Here is a 20,593-nt window from a genome sequence, read left to right as displayed (position 1 = left end):
GTCCCCTTTCTTCGCCTTAAATATCAAAGTAATAGCTGTTTTCCAATTTATCGTGAATGGCGGCCAGAATATTGTCGAAATCTTCGTCTTGAATAAACAGGACGTCCATGTCCCGCTTGTCCACTTCGTCGCGAATGCGCTTCACATCGGCGGGAGCCACGGAGTTCAGATAGACGAGGACCAGATCCGCATCGTCTAAAGAGCTCTCGATGTTTTCACGAGATCCATCTTCCATAAGGACCGCATCGCTTCCCGCTTTGTTTAATGCCTCCACGTGATCCGCCACGACCGGGCCTTGGCCGAAGACGGCGAGCTCAAGATGTTCGAGAAAGTCGTCGTCCTCAACCATGGCGCCTTCGCCGTCGAAGTCCCCGGTGAGCACATCGTCCCCGTCCATATTGTGGATCCAAATGACACGGCCCCCTTCGGGATCCCGTTGCCAGTAGGCGTAGTCGATAATGTCGCCTTCGCCTACATTTAAATTGCCCAGGCTTACGTCTTCTAAATTCACGCGGATCACGCCGTCGTCGCCTTCGCCTTCGATGTAAAGGCCGCTTAATTCGGGATCGTAGAGCACCCGCGCGTAGGCAATGGTGCGGCGTTCGCTTTCAGAGACCTCCGCGGCCTTTTCCAGCAGCTCGTAATTATAAATATTTTTCAGGTGATTGTTGTTGTAAACCTGCTTCACCACCTTGGCCCGAACCTCGTCCCCTTCGCCGATGTTTTGCATCCGCAGCACTTTCTCCGGGATGAACACATTGTCTTCGCCCAAGGTGCCGCCGCCCAGGCGCAGGTGAACGCGGCCCACGTAGACCTTATCGTCGTCATCGGCTGCAGGAACGCGGCTGTCGAAGCCGGATTCCGTGTCGATATCCAGCAAAAGCTCCATTAAATCGAAGAGCTTTTCCATGCGGCCCCGGCGCTCGTAAAGATTTTCTCCGCCGATGCCGTCGATACAGGCTTTCATTTCATTTTTAATTTCGTTTACCATATAATTTTTGTTCATTTGTTCTTTCTCCATTTCTAAATTTACTCTATCCATTTTATCATTAAAACAGGGGGAACTCTATATCAAACCCCATTATAAGCCTATCTTTTCTGACTCCTCGCCTTTTCCCCGAGCAGAACCTATGAAAGGCAAAATCGAGCAAGCAGATGCTCACTCGATTTCTTCAAACTATATGGTTTTATGATTATTGGCGGCGTAAAATTTCGGGGATCTTGCCGTTGCCCTTATTCTTTTCCGTGTTGTAGCGGACGAATTCTTTGTTGAAGCGGCGGCCGATGGTGCGGTTCATTTCCCTGCAGTCGCCGACAAAGATGCCGTTTTTCAGCGTGGCGTGACCGATGCCACAGGTACCCCCGGTGACCACACATACTTTATCTTTTAACATATTGTCCTCTTTATTTGTTGCTCTTTTATATTTATACCTGAAAATAAGTATCTTTAAACCCGGCGCGGCCATTTAGGATCCCTTGGTCGAAAGATCAATCGTCTCGCCGCTGTCCCCTTTCGTCGAAGTTGCGGCGCAGATCGATTTCCGTGGCGACCACGGAGGCCAAGAGGAAGGCGGCTTCAAAAGCGGTGTAGTAGCATATCCCCTCCGCAAGGGCCGGCCGGCGAAGGGCGACGATGAAAACAATCAGGGTGATCAGGGCCAGAACCCCGCCCCCATCTCCGCCACCGCTCGGCAAAGGCGGCCTGGGCGTAGTCCCAAGTATCCTGATTTTTCATGGACATGGAGGTGCGGTAGCCGTAGGCTCCGTTGATGGTTTTCGGCGGATGGTCTCCCATAAGGCGACCGAAAAAGACCATGATCCCGGGAATTAAAAATACGGCGAAAGCCACGGCCGGTTTAAATTTCATAAGCCCTCCTTTCTGCGACCAACAAGCTCATAGAGAATAAAGATGAGATTCTTAATAGCTTTCAAGAGATTGTCGGAGGCGTTTATGATACTCATACCTTGGAAGGCGAAAAAGCAAAGCTGGAAAGTGAGATGGATGTCTGTACCAAGATGATCGAAGACCTTATCCGCCAAAATGCTGCCATCCCGCAAGACCAGAGCGAGTACCAAGCAAAGTACGAAGATCTGGAACGCTTCTACAATGAAAAAAAGGCGGCCTTAGCGAAGGTCGAAGGAAAGCTCAAAAAGATGCAGGCGACCAAAGCCGATATCAAGTTCTGCCTGAATCAGCTACAAAAACAAGACAGGCTTCTGCAAACATTCGACGAACAGAGCTTCTGTGCTCTTGTAGATCATATCACGGTATTCAGCAAAGAAGATATCCGCATAACCTTCAGAAATGGCAGCGAGATTTGCTCTTAGCCGCCGTTATTTCATCATCTGCTCAAAATAAGAAATGAGCTTATGATATTCTGCCGTCTGTAAATCAAGTTTCTCATATCCATCTTGTTTGATCAGAAGGACCGTCCGGCAGACTTTCAGTAATAGTTCGATGTCATGCGTAATAATAAGTGTCGGGCGACCTTTGGCAAGTTCAAAGATAAGCTCGGCGATTTTATCCATGTGCATGTAATCCAAACCGCTGGTCGGCTCATCCAAAATAAGAATTTGCTTTTCACTCAAAAAAGCATTGGCGAGAGCCAGCCTTTGCTTTTGCCCGCCGGATAAGTTTTGCGGATGCTCGCTGCGTTTATTCCAAAGATCAATATGCTTAATGATCCAAGAAACCTCTGCCAAATAAGCATCGCTTATTTTTTTGCCGTTCGCGAGCGCCTCGTTTTCTACGGTATCAAAAAACAGCTGGTAGTCTACATCCTGCATCATGTAGTAGGCATTTTTCAGTCGTTCTCGCTGAGTTTTTCCCCATGAAATATCTTGCTTCTTGCCGGCAAGTCCGCAGAGAACACGACCTAAACTGCTTTTTCCGATACCATTTGTGCCGACAATCCCCATGATTTCATCGGAATGTAAGTCAAAGGATAAATTCGAGATGAGTTCTTTTTTGCCTACAGAGACATGAACATCCTTCGCAGAAAAAACACGCTCACCTGTCTTTGTCGTGTTGTGCGGAACAAGTGCGGAAAAATCTATCGCTCGAAGTCCCAAGTATTTACAATCGGATGATTTTAGTTCGCCCGCATCAAATTCTTTGATAAAAGTTCCGTCTTTCATGACATAGAGCTTATCGTAGAGATCCTCCAAAAAATATAGTCGGTGTTCGGCGATGATGATGGTTCTACCCGACGCTTTGAGCAATTTCAGGATGCCTTGCAAATCTCGGATACCTTCTTGATCAAGGGAAGCTGAAGGCTCATCAAAGAAAATAATCTTTGTGTCATAAACTAAGGTAGAGGCAATAGCTACCCGCTGTTTTTCTCCGCCGGAAAGTTCATTCAAATTTTTATCCATTAAGTGAGCAATGCTCATGTACTCAAAAGCTTTCTTCACCCGTTTTCTCAATTCCGCCTGCGGCATGCCGAGGTTCTCTCCGACAAGGGCGACCTCATCTTCTGCCTTGCGGGTAAATAATTGATCGGATGGATTTTGAAATACGTTGCCGATGACCTTAGCCAAGGTACCCGTCTTAAAATCATGCAGATTTTGATCCAATAATGTGACTTTGCCATCCAGTGTGCCTTCATACTGATCCGGTATGAGTCCGTTCATCACTCTGGTAAGCGTTGTTTTTCCGCAGCCGGAATTACCGGTGAGTACGACCAGTTTTCCCGGTGCGATCGCAAAATGAATAGCATGCAAAGATGACTTTTCTGCTCCTTGATAGGTGAAGCGCTCAATATTGACTTTCATGATGTCCATAGTGCAACTCCCAAAAGCGCCACGCCGGCAAACAAGCTGATGCCATCTGCGAATTTAAAGCGCATATCATAATAACTGGTTTTTTCTCCTTCATACTCGATACCTTTGGCAATAATTGAAGAGACAAGCGTTTCGCTGACATGCAGACACTTATATACCAAAGGAACAAAGTACAGCTCAAAAGTGCGGACGGGATGCAAAAGGGAAGCATGAAAGCCGCGGATTTTCATACCGTTTCGAATCTCATGCAAGCGCAGGCCAATTTCATCCATAAAACGCAAAGCTGCAATCATGGCTACACTAACGGTGTTGGGTATATGAAGCTTGCGAAAACAGGCTAAGATTTTCGATGGGCTGGTAAGAATCAATACAATGCCAATATTAAAGATCGGTATGAAGCGGGCAATGAGTGCAAAAAGTCCTATAAAAATGCCTGTGACATATCCCAAATCAGCGAAGGCCAATAGATACATCATGCCATAGGAAACAGAAAAAACAATAATCTGTCTAAGGAAGAGACCTGTCGAGGCATTTAAAGCAATCAACAACGTCAGAACAAGCACAGCCCAATAGACCGTTTGATTGCCAAAAAAGACCTGGAAGGACACCAGAATCGTAAGCGCGAAGAGCGTAAACGGATGCAGCTGTCCTTCCTCCTTTTTCTTTAGAGCTGATTTCTTTATCATCAGCTAAGCCTGCTTTGTTTACTATTCTTTTCAAAAAACTTGTTATTGATGAAAAGCCCGAAGCGGCCGGCGATAAGCTCCAAAACAATGTTTACCAAAACGCAAATCACTATTACATTTCCGGTATAGCTGGCCACCATCATTTGCGCTTGCTCTAAACTCATGCTGCTGACAAAGCGTGCAATGTTTTCGGCACCCAACAACACAACAAATAAAATCGGATGCATGGCGTAAATAAACATTGATGCGCTGAAAGCTATGGCAATACGGTTTTTATTGCTGTAATCACCTACAATCAGTTCAGCTATGATACCGGCAACAACACAAATCGGTGTTGCAATCCAATAGCCCATTGCAATGTATAAGAGACCGATAATCAGCCAAAAGAGAAACGATGCACCTCGCTTTTGCACCTTGCGTGCCATGATGACATAGACCGGCGCGACAAAGAAAGCGCCAAATCCTGCGGATACATAAAGTGAAACCACGCCTAAAAGCCCCGTGAGCATACCGATGCCCATAGCCAGAACAAAGCCAATGACTCCAAGCACTGCAATTTGTACCACATTTTTAAGTTTCATAAAATCCTCCTTAAATGCTTTTTATATCTTCCAAGACTCAGCCGTTTTCCGAGCCTGAAGGAACCTGGAATAAATACCGTCTTTGGCGGCAAGTTCGTTATGTGTACCACTCGCCACTACTTTGCCTTCATCAATCACTAAAATTTGATCGGCGTTTTCAACTGTTTTCAAGCGATGAGCAATTATAATGATGGTTTTATCTTTCATTAAGCTGTTCATAGCCTGCTGAAGCTTATCTTCGTTTTCCGGATCGACATTGGCTGTTGCTTCGTCGAATATGATGATGGGTGCATCTTTGAGGATGGCTCTTGCAATAGAGATACGCTGTTTTTCACCACCGGAAAGAGATGCACCGCCTTCTCCGATTACCGTTTTATAGCCTTCCGGCAGACTCATGATAAAATCATGGCAAGCTGCTTTTTGAGCAGCTTGAACGACTTCTTCATGCGTGGCATTCATGTTTCCAAATTTGATATTGTTTTCAATGGTGTCTTGGAACAAATAGACGCTTTGGAACACCATAGAGATCTGATCCATCAAAGAGGTCAACGTATAGTCCCGAATATCATGTCCTCCAATTTTGATGCTTCCTGCATTGACATCCCAGAAACGGGTAATTAAATTACAAACCGTTGTTTTCCCGGATCCAGAAGGGCCTACGATGGCCGTGGTTGTTTTTGCCGGAACGGTAAAGCTTACATCATGCAAAATTTCTTTGCTTCCATACGAAAAGTCAATATTTGCTACCTTTATGGAGGCTTTTTTCGGACGGATGTCTTCACCATGAATATCCATAACCGGCATCTGTTTTAGGTTTTCTACCTGATCAATAGAACTGGATACCACACGCAAAACAGCCATAGATGAACCGGCGGAATCAATCTGGGCAAAAATCATAAAGGAAATGATAACGGACATCAGAGCATTTTCCGGAAGCATAGTTCCTTGCACGTAAAGGTAAATAGCTACAACGATAATCAAAATGCTAAAGAGCTTTAGCACAAAATCCTGGGCCATATTGTAAGGCGTAAACATTTTTTCAATAGCAAGGTTGGTCTTCTTGTTACGACGAATTGCCGCATGAACCTTTTTATCACCTTTCCCTGTCAGATTAAAGGATTTAATAATGGACATTCCCTTAATCTGTTCAAGGACGGCTTCCACCAGTTCTGCTTGCGCTTCTTGGCGTTTCGGTGCAAGATGTGCCGTCTTTTTCTCCATCGCCGAGGTAACCCACAAATAAATCAGTGTACCGACAATAACGATGAGACCGATACGCCAATCCCAGATCAAGGTTATTAAAGTAAACACAAAAGCATTGAGAAAGCCTCCCATGATATTGATCAGCACAACCGGAGCTGTGTTTTCTACATCACCGAGAACCGTAGTAAGCGTTCCTACAATATTGCCGATGTTTGCTTCATCAAAATAGCCCATAGGCACGGTCTTCATTTTGTTTGCGACCGCAAGTCTCTGCCGAGCCACCATGAAGTAGCCGGCATGCGTTTGCTCGAGCTGAGCAAAGTAGTTGGTAAGAGCACGTCCGAAGATGCTGATAAGGAGAAAAAGGAGTGCCGAAAGAGCAGGGTTTATGCCGATATCTTTTCCCAGCATCCCTAAGATGACAAAGTAAACAGCACCAATTTGAAACATATAGAAAATGGCAAAAAGAAAGGAAACGGCGATGGACTTTCTAATATTGCCCTGTTCCTCTCCGGCAAAATGTCCTATTTTTTTCAGTGCGTTCAACATGTTATTTGCCTCCTTTCGCGCCTACATGAGCAAGCCACATACTTTGATAGAGCTTTGACTTTTCAAGCAGCTCTTGATGTGTGCCATGATTTTCGATTTTTCCTTCTTCTATGACGAAGATTTGATCGGCTCCCGTGATGGTGGAAAGTCTATGAGCGATTACGATAACGGTCTTCCCCGCAACAAGTTGTCCCAGTGCTTGCTGCATCAGCACTTCATTCTCGGGATCAATGTATGCTGTTGCTTCGTCGAAAATGACAATCGGGGCATCTTTAAGCATGGCGCGCGCAATAGAAATCCGCTGACGCTCACCTCCGGAAAGATGAGTGCCTCCTTCTCCTGCAATCGTGTCATAACCGTTTTCCAGATTCTCAATAAAGTCATGACAGCCCGAGAGCTTCGCAATGTGCTCCACGTCTTCATCCGTAGCACTCAAGCAACCCATGCGAATGTTGTTGCGAATGCTTTCGTTAAAGAGAAAATTATCCTGAGATACAAAGGAAACGCTATTATAGAGTTGTTCTAAGGGAACCTTTTTCGCATTGATGCCACCGATAGCGATGCTTCCTTTTTCCACATCCCAATAGCCGGCTATCAGTTTTGCTAAGGTCGATTTGCCGCCGCCGGATGGACCTACAAATGCATTAAAGCTCCCGTCTTTTATGCTTAAAGAAACATCATGAATAATTTCTTTGGCATCTTCACCGGATTCATAGGAAAAAGAAACATGATCGAGAACAATGTCGTGTTTGTTGAACGATATCGGGTGTTTTTCATGCTGCTGCTCTTCGGCAGCTAAGAGCGCATCAATCTGACCGACAACCGTTCCCACCCGAGCCAAACTGTCCACAAAATTCATGGCAGCCATCAAAAGGCCCGAAAGGGAGAAAGAGAGGATCACCGTCGTCAAAAATGTTCCTCCGTCCAAACTTCCACTTTGATAAAAAAGATATCCTGCCGGCAAAACAGCAAGCAGCGTTGTAGGAAGTATCGATTTAGACATCGACATTAAGAACTGAACGCTTTTCATCCAGTCGTAGTAGTATTGGGCATTTGCGAAAATTTTCTCGGAAAACTTATGATAGCTGCTCTCTCCTTGATTGAAAGCTTTAATAACTTCAATGCCTCCGGCATATTCCGCAATAGCGGCATTCATCTGAGCGCCAACCTGGACCGAGCCGGCATATTGCTTGCCGTAGCTTTTCATAATGATACTCATAAAAAACATTCCGATCGGGATGGATACCAAAGATAACAGTGCCATGCGCCAGTCCAGTACAATGAGATAAATCAAAATACAGAGCGGCCCCACCATATTTGCCGTCATTTCCGGAATAAGATGAGCAACCGGACGCTCCAAACTTTCCACCTGATCTACAATGAGCTGCTTCCATTCACCGCTGGGTGTCGCTGTTACTTTCCCCAGCGAGAGTTTTGGAAGCTTGTGCAGCATTTTTTCGCGCAGTTCCTGTAAAAATTCAAAAGTGGCTTTATGGGAAACGGAAAGCGACAGTGAATATAGAACGGATTTCATGGCATAGCCTAAAAGCCCGACAACGCAGGCTTTCATATAAGCACTGAAGTCTGTCACACCATTAAATAAGTTTGTCAGAACCTGTCCCGCAGCCACGTAGGGAACGATACCACCTAAAACTCCAAGTACCGCAAGACTCACAGAGAGTTTTAGTCCGGCGTGCTGACTGGCAGCCAGTTCCCACAGACGCTTTATGGGACTTTGTTTTTTCATGTTTTTACCTCCTCACGATCACATATAAAGCAAATTAGATAACTAAGTCATCTCTTGGATAAAAAAATATAGAGCTACGGGCTGCGGTACTTTTCCCAACCCGCATTGAAAAAATTAGACATCGTCTTTGTCATACTGAGAAGCTGTTCTTTATCGGATGCGTGTACAACGAGTTCAGAGATGGCGTTGAAAAATGCATGATTGATGATATGGACACTTTGCTTGGTCATAACGGAATCCGCGTTTTCTTTCCCATGGATCATCTCTAAAATCGACCAGTCATTACGATCCTCAATTTCGATGAGTTTATCTAAGAAATGCTCATACTTTGTGCCATAGGATTTAAAAATAAGAAGCTCAAAGATATCTTTATGTGCATAGAAAAACTCAACACTTTTAAGCGTCCCTTCTTGTTTGAGTTCAAGAACTTTTAAGATTTTTTCTTTGGGAACGGGAAACTCCGTGCCGTAGGTGGAAAAACTTTCTTTTTCGTAGTAGTTATAAATTTCATTGATCCTATCTGCTAAAGGCTCTACCAACTTTGCAAACAAATCTTCCTTATCTGTAAAATGCTTATAGAAAGCTCCTGTTGTCACGCCAGCTGATTTACAAATTCTTCTCATATTTGCTTTTTCATAGCCTTCCTCCAAGAAGGCATCCAGACCACTTTTTAGTATGTTGGCATGAGTTTCTTCAAAATTACCTGTAGTCATAGATCCTCCCATCAAAAATAGCTCTTGTTTAGATAACTAAGTTATATAAACATTACACCCAGCTGTTGCTATCTGTCAAGAGAAATATTTTTACGTCAATAATTATGACCAGAAGAAGGCCTGGTTTTATATGATCGTGATGCTATTTGTCCTATCGAATTGTTTTCGTGCCCCTCATACCTATTTTTCGTACCCCTGAGTATGAGTTTCGTACCCTAAGCAGCTGTGCCGTTAAAATGTATCAAATATGGCGTTTTGTTCTCTATTCCGACACTGTATTTGATACAATTTAACGCTGGTACGTAAGTCACGTGTTTAACCTCGAAATCCCTTGATTTACAGGGATTTTCGCCTTTCTGCGGAGCTTCCGTCACTGCTTTCCGTGGCGGTTTTTGTATGATTTTGGGGCTTTTCTGTGGCTCTTGCCGGTGTGTCTGTTTACGTTTTTCGTACCCTTTGGCGAGCAATCGTTAAAAGGTGTCAGCAATCGTTAAATTGTTTGAAGAATCGTTAAAAGGTTTACAGATTGCGAATTATCTGACTAACACTCCAATAATGAACGCCTGGATTACTGATATGATTGATATCAGCAAAAAGGGTACAAACAAGAAATGTTCCCAAATCGCCAAGTGCTTCATCCAATTCTTAAATTCATAGTCCTTGTGCCCCTCTGTGCCGGGAATAACAATTTTGCTCTTATATTTTCCTTGAAATAACAGACAATCTAACAGCAAAAAATCTCCTGCATTTAAGATGCTCCACTGAATATAGCTCATCCAAAACAAGTTCTAAAAACCAATAATTGGGGAATGCATAAGGCTCGCAACCGAATAAACAAAACATATCCCAACGAGGCCGATAGTGAATATGAGATTTATCTTTTTCTCTTGCGTTGTCATTGGTAAAGAAGTTGCCTTTTGAATGGCTTTTGGATAAGAGTCCAAAAACCATCTTGGATTGATCAGTGCCAAGCTTGCGACAGCCCCATTAAAAATTGCGGCGATCGCCACGCCGTCAAGTATTGCTCGTAGGATATCCATCAACTTTTATCTTTCTCATTCCATAAATCCGAATTCAAAAATTCTTTTACAAACGTCAGATACGCCTCCGTGTTTTGCGTCATCTCCTCGCAGTGCCCATAGCCTTGCAAGATTTTTATTTCCACTTTGGGATAATGTTTCTTGATACTTCTTTTTGCGTGTCCAAGATTCGGATCTTTGTCCCCATAGGAAAAGATGACCTCTTTCTGCGACCAACAAGCTCATAGAGAATAAAGATGAGATTCTTAATAGCTTTCAAGAGATTGTCGGAGGCGTTTATGATACTCATACCTTGGAAGGCGAAAAAGCAAAGCTGGAAAGTGAGATGGATGTCTGTGCCAAGATGATCGAAGACCTTATCCGCCAAAATGCTGCCATCCCGCAAGACCAGAGCGAGTACCAAGCAAAGTACGAAGATCTGGAACGCTTCTACAATGAAAAAAAGGCGGCCTTAGCGAAGGTCGAAGGAAAGCTCAAAAAGATGCAGGCGACCAAAGCCGATATCAAGTTCTGCCTGAAGCAGCTACAAAAACAAGACAGGCTTCTGCAAACATTCGACGAACAGAGCTTCTGTGCTCTTGTAGATCATATCACGGTATTCAGCAAAGGAGATATCCGCATAACCTTCAGAAATGGCTCAGAAATCAAGGCTCTATAAAATGTCCGAATGGAGCTTTTTATTTTAATCGGGGTTGAATGAAATGCCCTTAAAGAGGTCTAATCAAATGTGCCAAGTTAGCTTATTCTAACTCAATGGAGGTTAATCGTATGAAAAAATCATCTGGAATTAAAGCAAAAGATTTGATCACCACAGGTATTTTTACTGCCATTATGTTTGCTCTTTGCATGGCAGTAGCAATGCTGGGTTACATGCCAATATTTATTCCGCTTTTAGGCATCATCGTGCCGCTTATTGACGGTATTCCGTATGTGTTGTTTGTGAGCAAAACGAAAAAGTTTGGGCTTATAACCATTATGGGATTTTTGCTTGGACTACTAATCGGGGTCATGGGAATGGGCGTATATGCACCCTTCACCGGACTTATCGCGGGCCTTTTAGCGGATTTGTTATTAAAATCCTCGGATTATTCCAGTGCAAAAAAAGTAATTCTCAGCAAAGGTATTTTTTCAATATGGCTGATCGGCAACTATATTCCTATTGTTATTAGCCGTGATGCTTATTATCAAAATTTAGCACAAGGCGGTTACGGAAAGGCCTATGCGGATGCACTTATGAAGCTTATTCCGGACTGGATTTTGATCCCATTACTTGTAGGCATATTTATCGCGGGCATCCTTGGTGCTTTGATTGGACGTTCCCTTCTAAAAAAGCAGTTCGAACGCGCCGGGATTGTCTAATCCATCATGCAACCTATTCAAACGCGATCAAAAAAAGAATTTCTTGATCCTCGAACAAAAATACTTCTTGTCTTTACCATCGCTGCTGTCGTTGTGGGAGGAGGACATGGATATTGGCTGGCTCCGATTCGAATACTCCTTATATCCGTTCCCTTTATACTGTTTCTTATTGAAAGCAAGTGGAAATATGCCGCCATATATGCCATTTTATTCATAGCGGCCTATGTAGGGCAGATATATCTTTTGCCGCTCGTTACCGGATTTTTAGGTTTTCTGTTGGTGGCTTTTTGCGGTATTTTTGTTCGCATGATGCCGGGGCTTGCCATGGGTGCCTATTTGCTCAGCTCAACGAAAATCAGCGAGTTTATGGCAGCAATGGAACGCATGCGTGTTCCTACCCAGATTACGATTCCACTTTCCGTTGTTTTTCGCTTTTTTCCTACCATCTTGGAGGAGTATCACGCCATAGCCGATGCAATGAAAATGAGAGGCATCTCTTTAGGTGGTTCAAAACCGTGGAAAACTGTGGAATATCGTCTGGTTCCGCTGATGGTGTCCTGCGTAAAAATCGGTGACGAACTTTCCGCATCTGCTTTAACACGTGGCTTAGGCGCGCCGATTAGGCGCACCAATGTCTGTAAAATTGGATTCCATTTGCAAGATATACTCTTTCTGATGCTTTGCCTGATTAGCTTGTGTGTACTTATCTTTTATAAGATCGGAGGTTCGTCATGATAGAAATAAGAAATTTTTCTTTTTCCTATACATCCTCTGACCAAAGTACACTTAAAAATATCAATCTGAGAATCTCTGACGGTCAATGCGTTCTTTTAACGGGAATGTCCGGATGTGGTAAGACGACCATTATACGAGCTTTAAATGGCCTTATTCCTCATTACTATGAAGGGAAAAGTTTGGGGAGTGTATCTGTTTTTGGTAAAAGTCCACAAACGCTTGCTCTATATGAACTCGCGCCGATTGTTGGCTGCGTATTTCAAAATCCCCGCAGCCAGTTTTTTAATGTAGATACGGATAGTGAACTGGTTTTTGCCTGTGAAAATCTAGGTATGTCAAAAGAAGATATTCGATTGCGCTTTAACAAAATCGTATCCTCTTTGCATATTGAGAGATTGATGGGAAAGAGTTTGTTTCATCTTTCTTCTGGAGAAAAACAAAAAATTGCTTGTGCCTCTGTGGCTGTGCTTTCTCCCAATCTTGTTCTTATGGATGAGCCAAGTGCTAATCTTGATTTTTCCGCTATCGCAAATTTGCAAGGGATGATACAATCTTGGAAAGATGAGGGAAAAACAATCGTTATTGCCGAGCATCGCATCCATTATTTAAAAAATTTAGTGGATCGTGTGATATTGCTTGATACCGGCGAGATGATCGGAGACTATCAAGGCGTTAACTTTTTCGAGTTACCGAGTTCGTTTTATGAAACGCATGGGATACGTATTCCGGACATAAAACAGCTTTCATTTGGAGCTTCCGATCCATTATCGCCGACGAAAGATTTTTTAGAGCTTTACGATGTGAATTTTTCCTACCACAATACGCAAAGCGTATTGAATATTCCGAAGTTTCAACTTCCTCTGGGAAGGGCAACAGCTCTCATAGGTTCAAACGGTGCCGGCAAGTCCACTTTTGCCAAACTTCTTTGCGGACTGGTGAAAAAAGATAAAAGCAAACTGATCTATAAAAACAAGACTTTTCCACCTAAAAAAAGACGTGATCTGACCTATCTTGTGCAACAGGAAGTGAATCGTCAGTTGTTTACAGAAACGGTTATGGAAGAGCTTTTGATTTCTCAGGAAGAAGAAAATCATTCTGCAGCCGAGGCAATACTCCAAGAACTCCATCTGGATGGCTTTAAAGATGAACATCCCATGTCTCTTTCAGGAGGGCAAAAGCAGCGTGTTGCAGTAGCCTCCGCTCTGATGAGCAATCGAGATGTTTTAATCTTTGATGAGCCGACCAGTGGTCTTGATTTGGAAAACATGCAGCGTTTTGCACAAATTATAAAGAGGATAATTCTTTTAGGAAAAACATGCTTAATTATTACTCATGATCCGGAGTTTATCGCTCTTGCCTGTCAGCATATTGTTGAAATGAAAGATGGGCAGATTAAGGAGCAATATGATTTGAACCAGACGACAGTACAGAAATTGCAGAATTTTTTTAGAGAGGAGGTTTAATGACAATGAACGCCTTAGGCAATATGGGAGATAATATCAAAATGCAGAAACGAGAAGATGGCAGTTCTATCTTTTTTTTGCATGATGAAACTGGCTCGGGGACGATGACTTGCTACTCCCTTTTCGAAGGCGTCTTTGTACTTTTTAATGACTTTCATCTCAAAACTTGTTACTCAGCTTTCAAGCCACATCAATCGATGTTCACCATTGATTACTGTAAAGAAGGAAGAATAGAAAATAGCATTCATCCGGAAAAGTACACTTATATCAGTGCTGGTGATTTGCAGATGGAAGTACGCACCCAGCATTGCGGAGAGTTTTACTTTCCACTTAAACACTATCACGGAATCACAATCAGCATTCTCTTTCCGCAGGGTTCTGAAACGATAAGGACATTATTAAACGGATTTCCGGTTGATGTGGAAAATTTGAAAAACAAATTCTGTAGAACATCAAAAGGCTATGAAACCTTTATTATGCGTTCCAATCCACAAACGAACCATATCTTAGCCGAAATTTATCAAATTTCTGAAAAAGATAGAGTTCCTTATCTGAAAATTAAGGTATTAGAACTTCTTCTTTATTTGGATGGTATGGATATTTCTTTGGCAAAACAACAAAACGACTTTTTAAATTTCGCCCAAGTAACTAAGATCAAATCTTTGGAAAAAAGGTTGACTTCACATCTTGACCGATTTTATACGTTAACCGAATGTTCGAGTTTCATTGATATGCCACTCACATCTATGAAAAAAGCGTTCATAATTATTTATGGAAAATCGATTTATGCCTATATGAAAGAGTATCGCGTTAATGCAGCGGCTTTGCTCTTACAAGATTCATCGAAGAGCATACTTGAAATTGCGAATGATTTAGGCTACCAAAACCCATCCAAGTTTTCAGCTGCCTTCAAGTCCCTTCGTGGATTAACGCCACGAGACTATAGAAAAACTCTTGTCTGAACGGAGCTGTTTTCCCATTAGAGGGTGGAACGGACCACACCTTATTTCATAAACTGTTTTAGAGAATACGTTGAATTCTCTTCGACCAAAACAGTTTAGAAATGAGGTGTTTTTATTTTGAAAAGCAAAAAAAGAATATTGCCGATTGTTCTGTCTTTTGCAGACAGTGCGAAACCACAGTTTATACTATCCATTCTGTTTGCCGTGCTAAGCGTTTTCTGTGGTGTTTTGCCTTATTTTGGGATCTATCAAGTCCTTCTTGTGTTTTTTTCAAAAGTACAAGATAGCAGTCAAATTTCTGTGCATTCACTTGTCCCTTGGTTCCTTTTGTGCGTCGCAGGATATGGCCTTAAAGTCTTGTTTCACACAATCTCAACGAATCGGTCTCATCATGCCGCCTACCATATTCTTAAAAATATACGAAGCCGACTGACCGATAAATTAATGCGATTGCCGCTTGGAACTGTAACAGGAAAAACCGCCGGTGAACTCAAGAGCATTATTGTTGACCGTGTAGAAACGATTGAATTACCTTTGGCACACTTGATACCGGAAGGCTTATCGAATCTGATTTTTCCTGTTATCGTATTTATTTTCATGCTGGTATGGAATTGGAAAGTCGCATTGGCATCTGTTGCCTGCATTCCTTTTGGCGTGCTCGCCTATGCGATCGTCATGAAGACATTTAACAGCAAATATGACAGCTATATGAAAGCTTCTAAAAAAGTGGACAGTGTGATTGTGGAATATGTGGAAGGCATTGAAGTTGTCAAGGCTTTTAATCAATCCAGTAAATCCTATAAAAAATATACGAATGCGATCACGTCCTTTAAAGATTTTACTTTAGATTGGTTTCGCTCCACTTGGCCGCTGATGAATTTTGCAGCGGCGATACTGCCGAGTACACTGTTAGGCATTCTTCCGGCAGGTATCTTGCTTTATGCTACAGGAAATCTATCACCTGCCGAACTAACGCTTACCATCATCCTTTCCTTAAGTCTGGTAGGCCCCGTTTCATATTTTACGACAGCTGTCAACAGCTATAAATCCATTGAATACGCTCTGCTGGATGTTCAGAAAATCTTAGACTTGCAAGAGCTTCCGGAAGAAAAAGAGTCGAAAGAACTGTCCGGTTATGACATTTCATATAAGGATGTCACATTTTCTTATGAAGAGGCTCAAGCACCTGTCGTTAAAGATTTTTCTTTAGAAATACCCGAGGAATCTTTCGTAGCTTTGGTAGGTCCTTCCGGTGGAGGAAAATCTACCTTATCTCGATTACTTTTGCGTTTTTGGGATGTGAATCAGGGATGTATTTGTATCGGAGGAAAGGATATACGCTCTTTGCCACTTGGACAGCTCTCAGGACTCATCAGCTATGTTTCTCAGGATATTTTTCTTTTCAATATGTCCCTTTTTGAAAATATCCGCGTAGGCAATCCGGCCGCAACAAAAGAAGAGGTGTTTCAGGCTGCTCATATGGCACAATGCGAAGAGTTTATTTCACGTTTAGAACAAGGTTGGGACACGCCGGCTGGAGAAGCGGGGGATAAACTGTCGGGCGGTGAAAAACAGCGTATAGCGATTGCCAGGGCAATACTAAAAGATGCCCCTATCGTTGTTTTGGATGAAGCAACCGCATTTACTGATCCGGAAAATGAACTTCAACTCCAAAAATCGATTAATGAACTAACGCGTGGCAAGACGCTGTTAGTGATTGCCCATAGGCTTTCTACGATAAAAAATGCCGACAAAATCGTTGTTTTGCAGGAAGGCACAAAAGTGGCGGAAGGAACGCAGAATGAACTTCTGAAGGCTTGCTCCCTTTACCGCTCCATGTGGGAAGCACATGTTGGTGCCAAAGCATGGGCGGCATCCAATCAAGAGAAAGGAGCGGATAAATAAATGTTTACCATGATCAAACGTATCGTTGATTGGACAGGTTCTTATAAAAAAAGATTTTACTGGGGCATCGTCTGGTCGTTATTAGAGAATTTCTTTATTGCCTTTCCCTTGATGGGAGCGGCTTATGTTCTGAACCTTATGCTGCAGGATACGGCAGGGCTCAGGAGTTTGCACACAAAGGAGGCTTTATGGGCGCTTTTGTTTATGGTTTTCTGTGTTTTAGGTCGTTTCTTCTTCTCCTATCTGCGGGCTGTTTTTCAAGAAAGCATTGCTTATGAAAAAACAGCCGAGGAGCGCATCGAGATAGGCGATATATTAAAGCGAGTTTCCCTTGGCTTTTTTGATCGTCACAAGACCGGTGAAATTGCGGGAGCAGTTACAACCGACTTATCTACTTTGGAATTGTATGCCATGAAGATGACGGATACGGTTATCGGGGCTTATTTGCAGACTCTTGCCATGATTCTATGCATCCTTTTTTTCTCATGGAAAGTGGCAACTGTTGCTTTAGTGGGTGTATTATGCTCTGCATTTTTCCAGCGCCGACTGGTGAAAGACAGCCGGGCAAACACAGCGGTGCGCCAGAAAGCCAATGATAGCATGATTAACGCAACACTCCAATTTATCCGTGGAATAACGGTTATTAAATCGTATGGGAGAACAGGAAGCGCCGTTGCGGAACTACAAAAATCTTTTTCCGATCAACGTGACATCAACATCAAAATAGAAAATGATTACATGTGGACGCACGGTCTTTATCAGTTAAGCCTAAAATTGACCTCCGTAGCAATCGCTTTTATGGTATGCCTTCAAACCATTCACGATGAAATTTCTCTGCCTATCATGCTCATGATAGTGATCTTTTCATTTGTTATGTTTGCTCGTTTGGAAACGGTAACTACTGCTTCTCACACCTTGGAAATGATGCGAGCAGCGCTGGACAAACTTCAAACAATTAAGACGGCAAACTATATCGACGAAGATTCAAAAGACATTGTTTTAAACAATTTTGACATTTCTTATCAGAACGTATCCTTCGCTTACGATCACAAAAATGTTATCGAGAATGTGAGCTTTTCTCTTCCCGAAAATTCAACTTTAGCCATCGTGGGACCCTCCGGTTCCGGTAAAACAACGCTCTGTAATTTGCTTGCCAGATTCTATGATGTCAATCATGGGTCTATTTCTATCGATGGTCATGATATCAGGGAAATGACTTGTGATACTCTGCTGCAATATATTTCGATCGTTTTTCAGCATGTCTATCTGTTTCATGACACGATATTGAACAACATTCGTTTCGGCAGACCGGAAGCCAGCATCGAGGAGATTAAAGAAGCTGCCAAAAAGGCGGCTTGTCATGAATTTATTGAGAATTTACCAAACGGCTATAACACGATGCTTGGCGAAGGCGGATCGACACTTTCAGGAGGAGAAAAACAACGCTTATCCATTGCTCGTGCCATACTAAAAGATGCACCTATCGTTATATTAGATGAAGCAACTGCCAGTGTTGATCCTGAAAACGAGCATTTAATTCAACAAGCCATATCCGCCTTGGTCAAAGGAAAAACATTGATCGTTATTGCCCACAGGCTAAACACAATACAGTTCGCTGACAATATTTTAGTTATAGACCAAGGAAAGCTGGTACAGCAGGGAACGCATGAGCAGTTAATAGAAGAAGAAGGAATATATAAAGATTTCCAGAAAATACTCAATAAGACAAGTAACTGGCAACTCAGTTGAACAAATTTATTTTAATTTAGCAACTCCAATTATTATGAAAAGGGGGACTCCTGCATGCTCATGTTTGCAGTCAGTCCCTTTTGTTTTAGGGTTAGCGCATTAGTTTTCGTACCCCTTGCTCATTTTCGTACCCCTGAGTATGAGTTCCGTACCCTAAGCGGCTGTGCCGTTAAAATGTATCAAATATGTTGTTTTGTTCTCGCAATAGTCGCGGCCGACTCATGAGGCGACGAGTACTGCGTCTGCAATGGCCATGTCGGGAAAGAGAAGCTCCCCGCCTTTTCACGAGCGGAACCTATGGAAAAAAATCGAGTGAGCAAATGCCCACTCGATTCAATCAAGTTGTATGGTGATTATTGGCGGCGTAAAATTTCAGGGATCCTGCCGTTGCCCTTGTTCTTTTCCGTGTTGTAGCGGACGAATTCTTTGTTGAAGCGGCGGCCGATTTCGCGGTTCATTTCCCTGCAGTCGCCGACAAAGATGCCGTTTTTCAGCGTGGCGTGAACGTAGATGTCCCGCCCGTTGTTCTTGCCCATATACAGGCCCACGTGGTTGTAGCCTAAGTAAAAGTTGGGGCTGTAGTTAAAGATAATGTCGCCGGGCCATGCGTTGGCGAAGTTGGCCGGATAGCGCATGCCGCCGAATTTGTAGGCGGCTTCGTATTGCACTCGGGGCAGCTCGTAGCCCTTGTGCAGGCGAATGTTGGCGTCGTTGGGGCCGGGGATGTGAATGCCGAAGGCCTTGTGGGTGGCGTAGGTGAGGCCGACGCAGTAAACGCCCTTGCCGCTGTCGAATTCAAAGCCGTACCAGCGGAAGGGTTGGCCTTCGAAGGCGGCGGCGTAGTTGGCCATTTCCTGACCTCTAAAGCGAAGCTCTTGATTGGGACCGGTGAGCCAGCCGTTTTCCAATTCCTTGGCCGAGGGGCCTGCCCAGTAAACTAAGCGGCCGTGTTGTCCGCCGGGGCGCTTGCCGATTTTAAGCTTGCCGTCATTGCCGAACCAATAGACGCCTTCGCCGGTGGAGAACATGCCGTTTTTGTACATGCGGTAATTGGCCGGCGAGAAGTAGTAGAGGCCGTCGCCCACTTGTTTCCAGCCGCGGACCTTTCCCTTTTCCCGGTCGATGTAGTAGGTCTTGTTCTCTCTGCGAATAAAGCCCGAGGTGAGGGCGTCGTCTGCACCAAGCAAATAGGCCTGATCGCCGATGGTGACGTAGCCGTCTTTAAAGGCGCTGCGACTGAAGCGTGCGCCGGTTTCCGGATTGACGATGTAGAACTTGCCGTCTTCCTGTACGATTTTGCCTTGGGCCTGAGCCGCCGGTTGCGGCTGTAGTGTCGGCTGCGGTTGCGGCGCCGGTTTTTGCACTTGTAGCGGCACTTCTCCCGTGGCCTTTAAAATTAAGGTCATGGCTTCGGCGCGGGTGAGCTTGCCTTGGGGCTTGAAGCTGTTGTCTTCGTAACCGGCGATGACCTTGGCCTTGGACAGATCGTCTACAGCCCACACGAAGCGCGGGGTGACCATCCCTTTATCGATATAGGCGAGACTTTCCGGACCGCTGTTTCTGTTGATTTGCAGATCGACCATGCGTTGAACGGCTTCGATGCCTTCCTCGTCCAAAGCCGAGTGCGCTCCCACATTTTTGAGCATGGTGCCCACATTTAAGAGGGCCGCCGCTTCTTCACGGGTAATGGCGTCGTTGGGACGCAGATAGGGACCGGGGAAGACGGGCTCCAGGAGCCGCGCCCCTTCAGCTTGGCGAATGGTTTCATCGGCCCATGCCGCCTGATCCACATCGCCAAAGGCCGAGGCGCTCTTTGCCTTCACCTTGGAAAGGCCGGCCATGCGGTGCACCATGGCGATGTATTCCGCACGGGTCACCGCTTGATTCGGGCGCAGGGTGTTGTCTTCGTAGCCCTTAATCCAGCCGAGCTCCGCGGCTTTGAGCATGGTGCCTTCCGACCAGTGGCCGCCGATGTCCTTGTAGCCGGCGCCAAAAACCTGAGCGCCCGCCGCGAGCGTCATGACCAGGGCCAGGACCAGCACCGTCCACTGTCTCTTCACGTATCTTTTCATCATAACCTCCTTCATGTGATACTTGATTGGATTATATCATTAAATA

At 44.1% G+C, this 20,593-nt stretch carries 19 protein-coding genes; 8 read left to right on the top strand and 11 right to left on the bottom strand.

Features of this window, described 5'->3' with window-relative positions; all coding sequences use genetic code 11:
- Nucleotides 1–16 precede the first annotated feature (16 nt).
- The 3 genes from BQ7397_RS02565 to BQ7397_RS02555 form a co-directional block, all read right to left on the bottom strand.
- A complete protein-coding gene (locus BQ7397_RS02565) occupies nucleotides 17–1,006 on the bottom strand; it encodes a hypothetical protein (protein ID WP_077074622.1) in 990 nt (329 codons plus the stop codon).
- 187 nt (nucleotides 1,007–1,193) lie between these two features.
- Nucleotides 1,194–1,394 (bottom strand): hypothetical protein, encoded by a 201-nt coding sequence (locus BQ7397_RS02560; RefSeq protein ID WP_077074621.1) that lies wholly within the window; start codon nucleotides 1,392–1,394, stop codon nucleotides 1,194–1,196.
- 182 nt (nucleotides 1,395–1,576) lie between these two features.
- Nucleotides 1,577–1,867, bottom strand: a complete 291-nt coding sequence (locus BQ7397_RS02555) for an SdpI family protein (protein WP_077074620.1) — start codon at nucleotides 1,865–1,867, stop codon at nucleotides 1,577–1,579.
- A 98-nt stretch (nucleotides 1,868–1,965) separates the two neighbouring features.
- Between BQ7397_RS02555 and BQ7397_RS02550 the strand changes: the two genes are divergently transcribed.
- Nucleotides 1,966–2,328, top strand: a complete 363-nt coding sequence (locus BQ7397_RS02550; protein ID WP_200801195.1) for a hypothetical protein — start codon at nucleotides 1,966–1,968, stop codon at nucleotides 2,326–2,328.
- Between the two features lie 6 nt (nucleotides 2,329–2,334).
- On the opposite strand, the gene BQ7397_RS02545 is transcribed toward BQ7397_RS02550, so the two are convergent.
- The 7 genes from BQ7397_RS02545 to BQ7397_RS09580 form a co-directional block, all read right to left on the bottom strand.
- A complete protein-coding gene (locus BQ7397_RS02545) occupies nucleotides 2,335–3,783 on the bottom strand; it encodes an ABC transporter ATP-binding protein (RefSeq protein ID WP_077074619.1) in 1,449 nt (482 codons plus the stop codon).
- Entirely contained in the window at nucleotides 3,771–4,469 is a 699-nt protein-coding gene (locus BQ7397_RS02540) for an energy-coupling factor transporter transmembrane component T family protein (protein ID WP_077074618.1), read from the bottom strand. Before BQ7397_RS02540 ends, BQ7397_RS02545 begins: the two co-directional genes overlap by 13 nt.
- Complete coding sequence (locus tag BQ7397_RS02535) at nucleotides 4,469–5,050, bottom strand: MptD family putative ECF transporter S component (protein WP_077074617.1); 582 nt, start codon at nucleotides 5,048–5,050, stop codon at nucleotides 4,469–4,471. Before BQ7397_RS02535 ends, BQ7397_RS02540 begins: the two co-directional genes overlap by 1 nt.
- A gap of 21 nt (nucleotides 5,051–5,071) precedes the next feature.
- Complete coding sequence (locus BQ7397_RS02530) at nucleotides 5,072–6,802, bottom strand: ABC transporter ATP-binding protein (RefSeq protein ID WP_077074616.1); 1,731 nt, start codon at nucleotides 6,800–6,802, stop codon at nucleotides 5,072–5,074.
- Between the two features lies 1 nt (nucleotide 6,803).
- Nucleotides 6,804–8,549 carry an ABC transporter ATP-binding protein gene (locus tag BQ7397_RS02525; RefSeq protein ID WP_077074615.1) on the bottom strand — a complete coding sequence of 582 codons (1,746 nt, stop codon included), beginning with the start codon at nucleotides 8,547–8,549 and terminating at the stop codon, nucleotides 6,804–6,806.
- Nucleotides 8,550–8,623: 74 nt separating this feature from the next.
- The gene (locus tag BQ7397_RS02520; protein ID WP_077074614.1) at nucleotides 8,624–9,262 is read right to left on the bottom strand and encodes a TetR/AcrR family transcriptional regulator; all 639 of its coding nucleotides are present in this window, start codon (nucleotides 9,260–9,262) and stop codon (nucleotides 8,624–8,626) included.
- Between the two features lie 788 nt (nucleotides 9,263–10,050).
- The gene (locus BQ7397_RS09580) at nucleotides 10,051–10,305 is read right to left on the bottom strand and encodes a hypothetical protein (protein WP_268801894.1); all 255 of its coding nucleotides are present in this window, start codon (nucleotides 10,303–10,305) and stop codon (nucleotides 10,051–10,053) included.
- Nucleotides 10,306–10,594: 289 nt separating this feature from the next.
- Here BQ7397_RS09580 and BQ7397_RS02510 point away from each other — a divergent pair, with 289 nt between their 5' ends.
- The 7 genes from BQ7397_RS02510 to BQ7397_RS02485 all read left to right on the top strand — a co-directional run bounded on the left by BQ7397_RS02510 (nucleotide 10,595) and on the right by BQ7397_RS02485 (nucleotide 18,475).
- Nucleotides 10,595–10,960 (top strand): hypothetical protein, encoded by a 366-nt coding sequence (locus BQ7397_RS02510; RefSeq protein ID WP_200801194.1) that lies wholly within the window; start codon nucleotides 10,595–10,597, stop codon nucleotides 10,958–10,960.
- A 110-nt stretch (nucleotides 10,961–11,070) separates the two neighbouring features.
- Nucleotides 11,071–11,661: an MptD family putative ECF transporter S component gene (locus tag BQ7397_RS08965; protein ID WP_083703387.1), complete on the top strand. Its 591-nt coding sequence runs from the start codon at nucleotides 11,071–11,073 to the stop codon at nucleotides 11,659–11,661.
- A 6-nt stretch (nucleotides 11,662–11,667) separates the two neighbouring features.
- On the top strand, nucleotides 11,668–12,396 hold the full coding sequence (locus tag BQ7397_RS08960; RefSeq protein WP_083703386.1) for an energy-coupling factor transporter transmembrane component T: 729 nt from the start codon (nucleotides 11,668–11,670) through the stop codon (nucleotides 12,394–12,396).
- Nucleotides 12,393–13,859 (top strand): ABC transporter ATP-binding protein, encoded by a 1,467-nt coding sequence (locus BQ7397_RS02500; RefSeq protein ID WP_077074613.1) that lies wholly within the window; start codon nucleotides 12,393–12,395, stop codon nucleotides 13,857–13,859. The genes BQ7397_RS08960 and BQ7397_RS02500 overlap by 4 nt, the downstream gene beginning before the upstream one ends.
- Nucleotides 13,859–14,821 carry a helix-turn-helix domain-containing protein gene (locus BQ7397_RS02495; RefSeq protein ID WP_077074612.1) on the top strand — a complete coding sequence of 321 codons (963 nt, stop codon included), beginning with the start codon at nucleotides 13,859–13,861 and terminating at the stop codon, nucleotides 14,819–14,821. The genes BQ7397_RS02500 and BQ7397_RS02495 overlap by 1 nt, the downstream gene beginning before the upstream one ends.
- Before the next feature lie 117 nt (nucleotides 14,822–14,938).
- A complete protein-coding gene (locus BQ7397_RS02490) occupies nucleotides 14,939–16,726 on the top strand; it encodes an ABC transporter ATP-binding protein (protein ID WP_077074611.1) in 1,788 nt (595 codons plus the stop codon).
- Complete coding sequence (locus BQ7397_RS02485; RefSeq protein WP_077074610.1) at nucleotides 16,727–18,475, top strand: ABC transporter ATP-binding protein; 1,749 nt, start codon at nucleotides 16,727–16,729, stop codon at nucleotides 18,473–18,475.
- A 353-nt stretch (nucleotides 18,476–18,828) separates the two neighbouring features.
- Here the strand turns inward: BQ7397_RS02485 and BQ7397_RS02480 are convergent, their stop codons facing one another.
- On the bottom strand, nucleotides 18,829–20,547 hold the full coding sequence (locus BQ7397_RS02480; RefSeq protein ID WP_077074609.1) for an S-layer homology domain-containing protein: 1,719 nt from the start codon (nucleotides 20,545–20,547) through the stop codon (nucleotides 18,829–18,831).
- Nucleotides 20,548–20,593 lie beyond the last annotated feature (46 nt).

Origin of the sequence: Aedoeadaptatus urinae, assembly GCF_900155585.1 — a bacterium.
GTDB classification, from domain to species: Bacteria; Bacillota; Clostridia; order Tissierellales; family Peptoniphilaceae; genus Aedoeadaptatus; species Aedoeadaptatus urinae.
The sequence above is the reverse complement of the archived record's forward strand: the minus strand, read 5'-3'. Positions and strand labels throughout refer to the sequence as shown.

Coding starts and splice junctions, on each gene's coding strand:
- BQ7397_RS08965 (WP_083703387.1), top strand. CDS start 11,071: ATGAAAAAATCATCTGGAATTAAAGCAAAAGATTTGATCACCACAGGT.
- BQ7397_RS08960 (WP_083703386.1), top strand. CDS start 11,668: ATGCAACCTATTCAAACGCGATCAAAAAAAGAATTTCTTGATCCTCGA.
- BQ7397_RS02525 (WP_077074615.1), bottom strand. CDS start 8,549: ATGAAAAAACAAAGTCCCATAAAGCGTCTGTGGGAACTGGCTGCCAGT.
- BQ7397_RS02495 (WP_077074612.1), top strand. CDS start 13,859: ATGACAATGAACGCCTTAGGCAATATGGGAGATAATATCAAAATGCAG.
- BQ7397_RS02500 (WP_077074613.1), top strand. CDS start 12,393: ATGATAGAAATAAGAAATTTTTCTTTTTCCTATACATCCTCTGACCAA.
- BQ7397_RS02560 (WP_077074621.1), bottom strand. CDS start 1,394: ATGTTAAAAGATAAAGTATGTGTGGTCACCGGGGGTACCTGTGGCATC.
- BQ7397_RS02480 (WP_077074609.1), bottom strand. CDS start 20,547: ATGAAAAGATACGTGAAGAGACAGTGGACGGTGCTGGTCCTGGCCCTG.
- BQ7397_RS02520 (WP_077074614.1), bottom strand. CDS start 9,262: ATGACTACAGGTAATTTTGAAGAAACTCATGCCAACATACTAAAAAGT.
- BQ7397_RS02535 (WP_077074617.1), bottom strand. CDS start 5,050: ATGAAACTTAAAAATGTGGTACAAATTGCAGTGCTTGGAGTCATTGGC.
- BQ7397_RS02530 (WP_077074616.1), bottom strand. CDS start 6,802: ATGTTGAACGCACTGAAAAAAATAGGACATTTTGCCGGAGAGGAACAG.
- BQ7397_RS02565 (WP_077074622.1), bottom strand. CDS start 1,006: ATGAACAAAAATTATATGGTAAACGAAATTAAAAATGAAATGAAAGCC.
- BQ7397_RS02540 (WP_077074618.1), bottom strand. CDS start 4,469: ATGATAAAGAAATCAGCTCTAAAGAAAAAGGAGGAAGGACAGCTGCAT.
- BQ7397_RS02485 (WP_077074610.1), top strand. CDS start 16,727: ATGTTTACCATGATCAAACGTATCGTTGATTGGACAGGTTCTTATAAA.
- BQ7397_RS02555 (WP_077074620.1), bottom strand. CDS start 1,867: ATGAAATTTAAACCGGCCGTGGCTTTCGCCGTATTTTTAATTCCCGGG.
- BQ7397_RS02545 (WP_077074619.1), bottom strand. CDS start 3,783: ATGGACATCATGAAAGTCAATATTGAGCGCTTCACCTATCAAGGAGCA.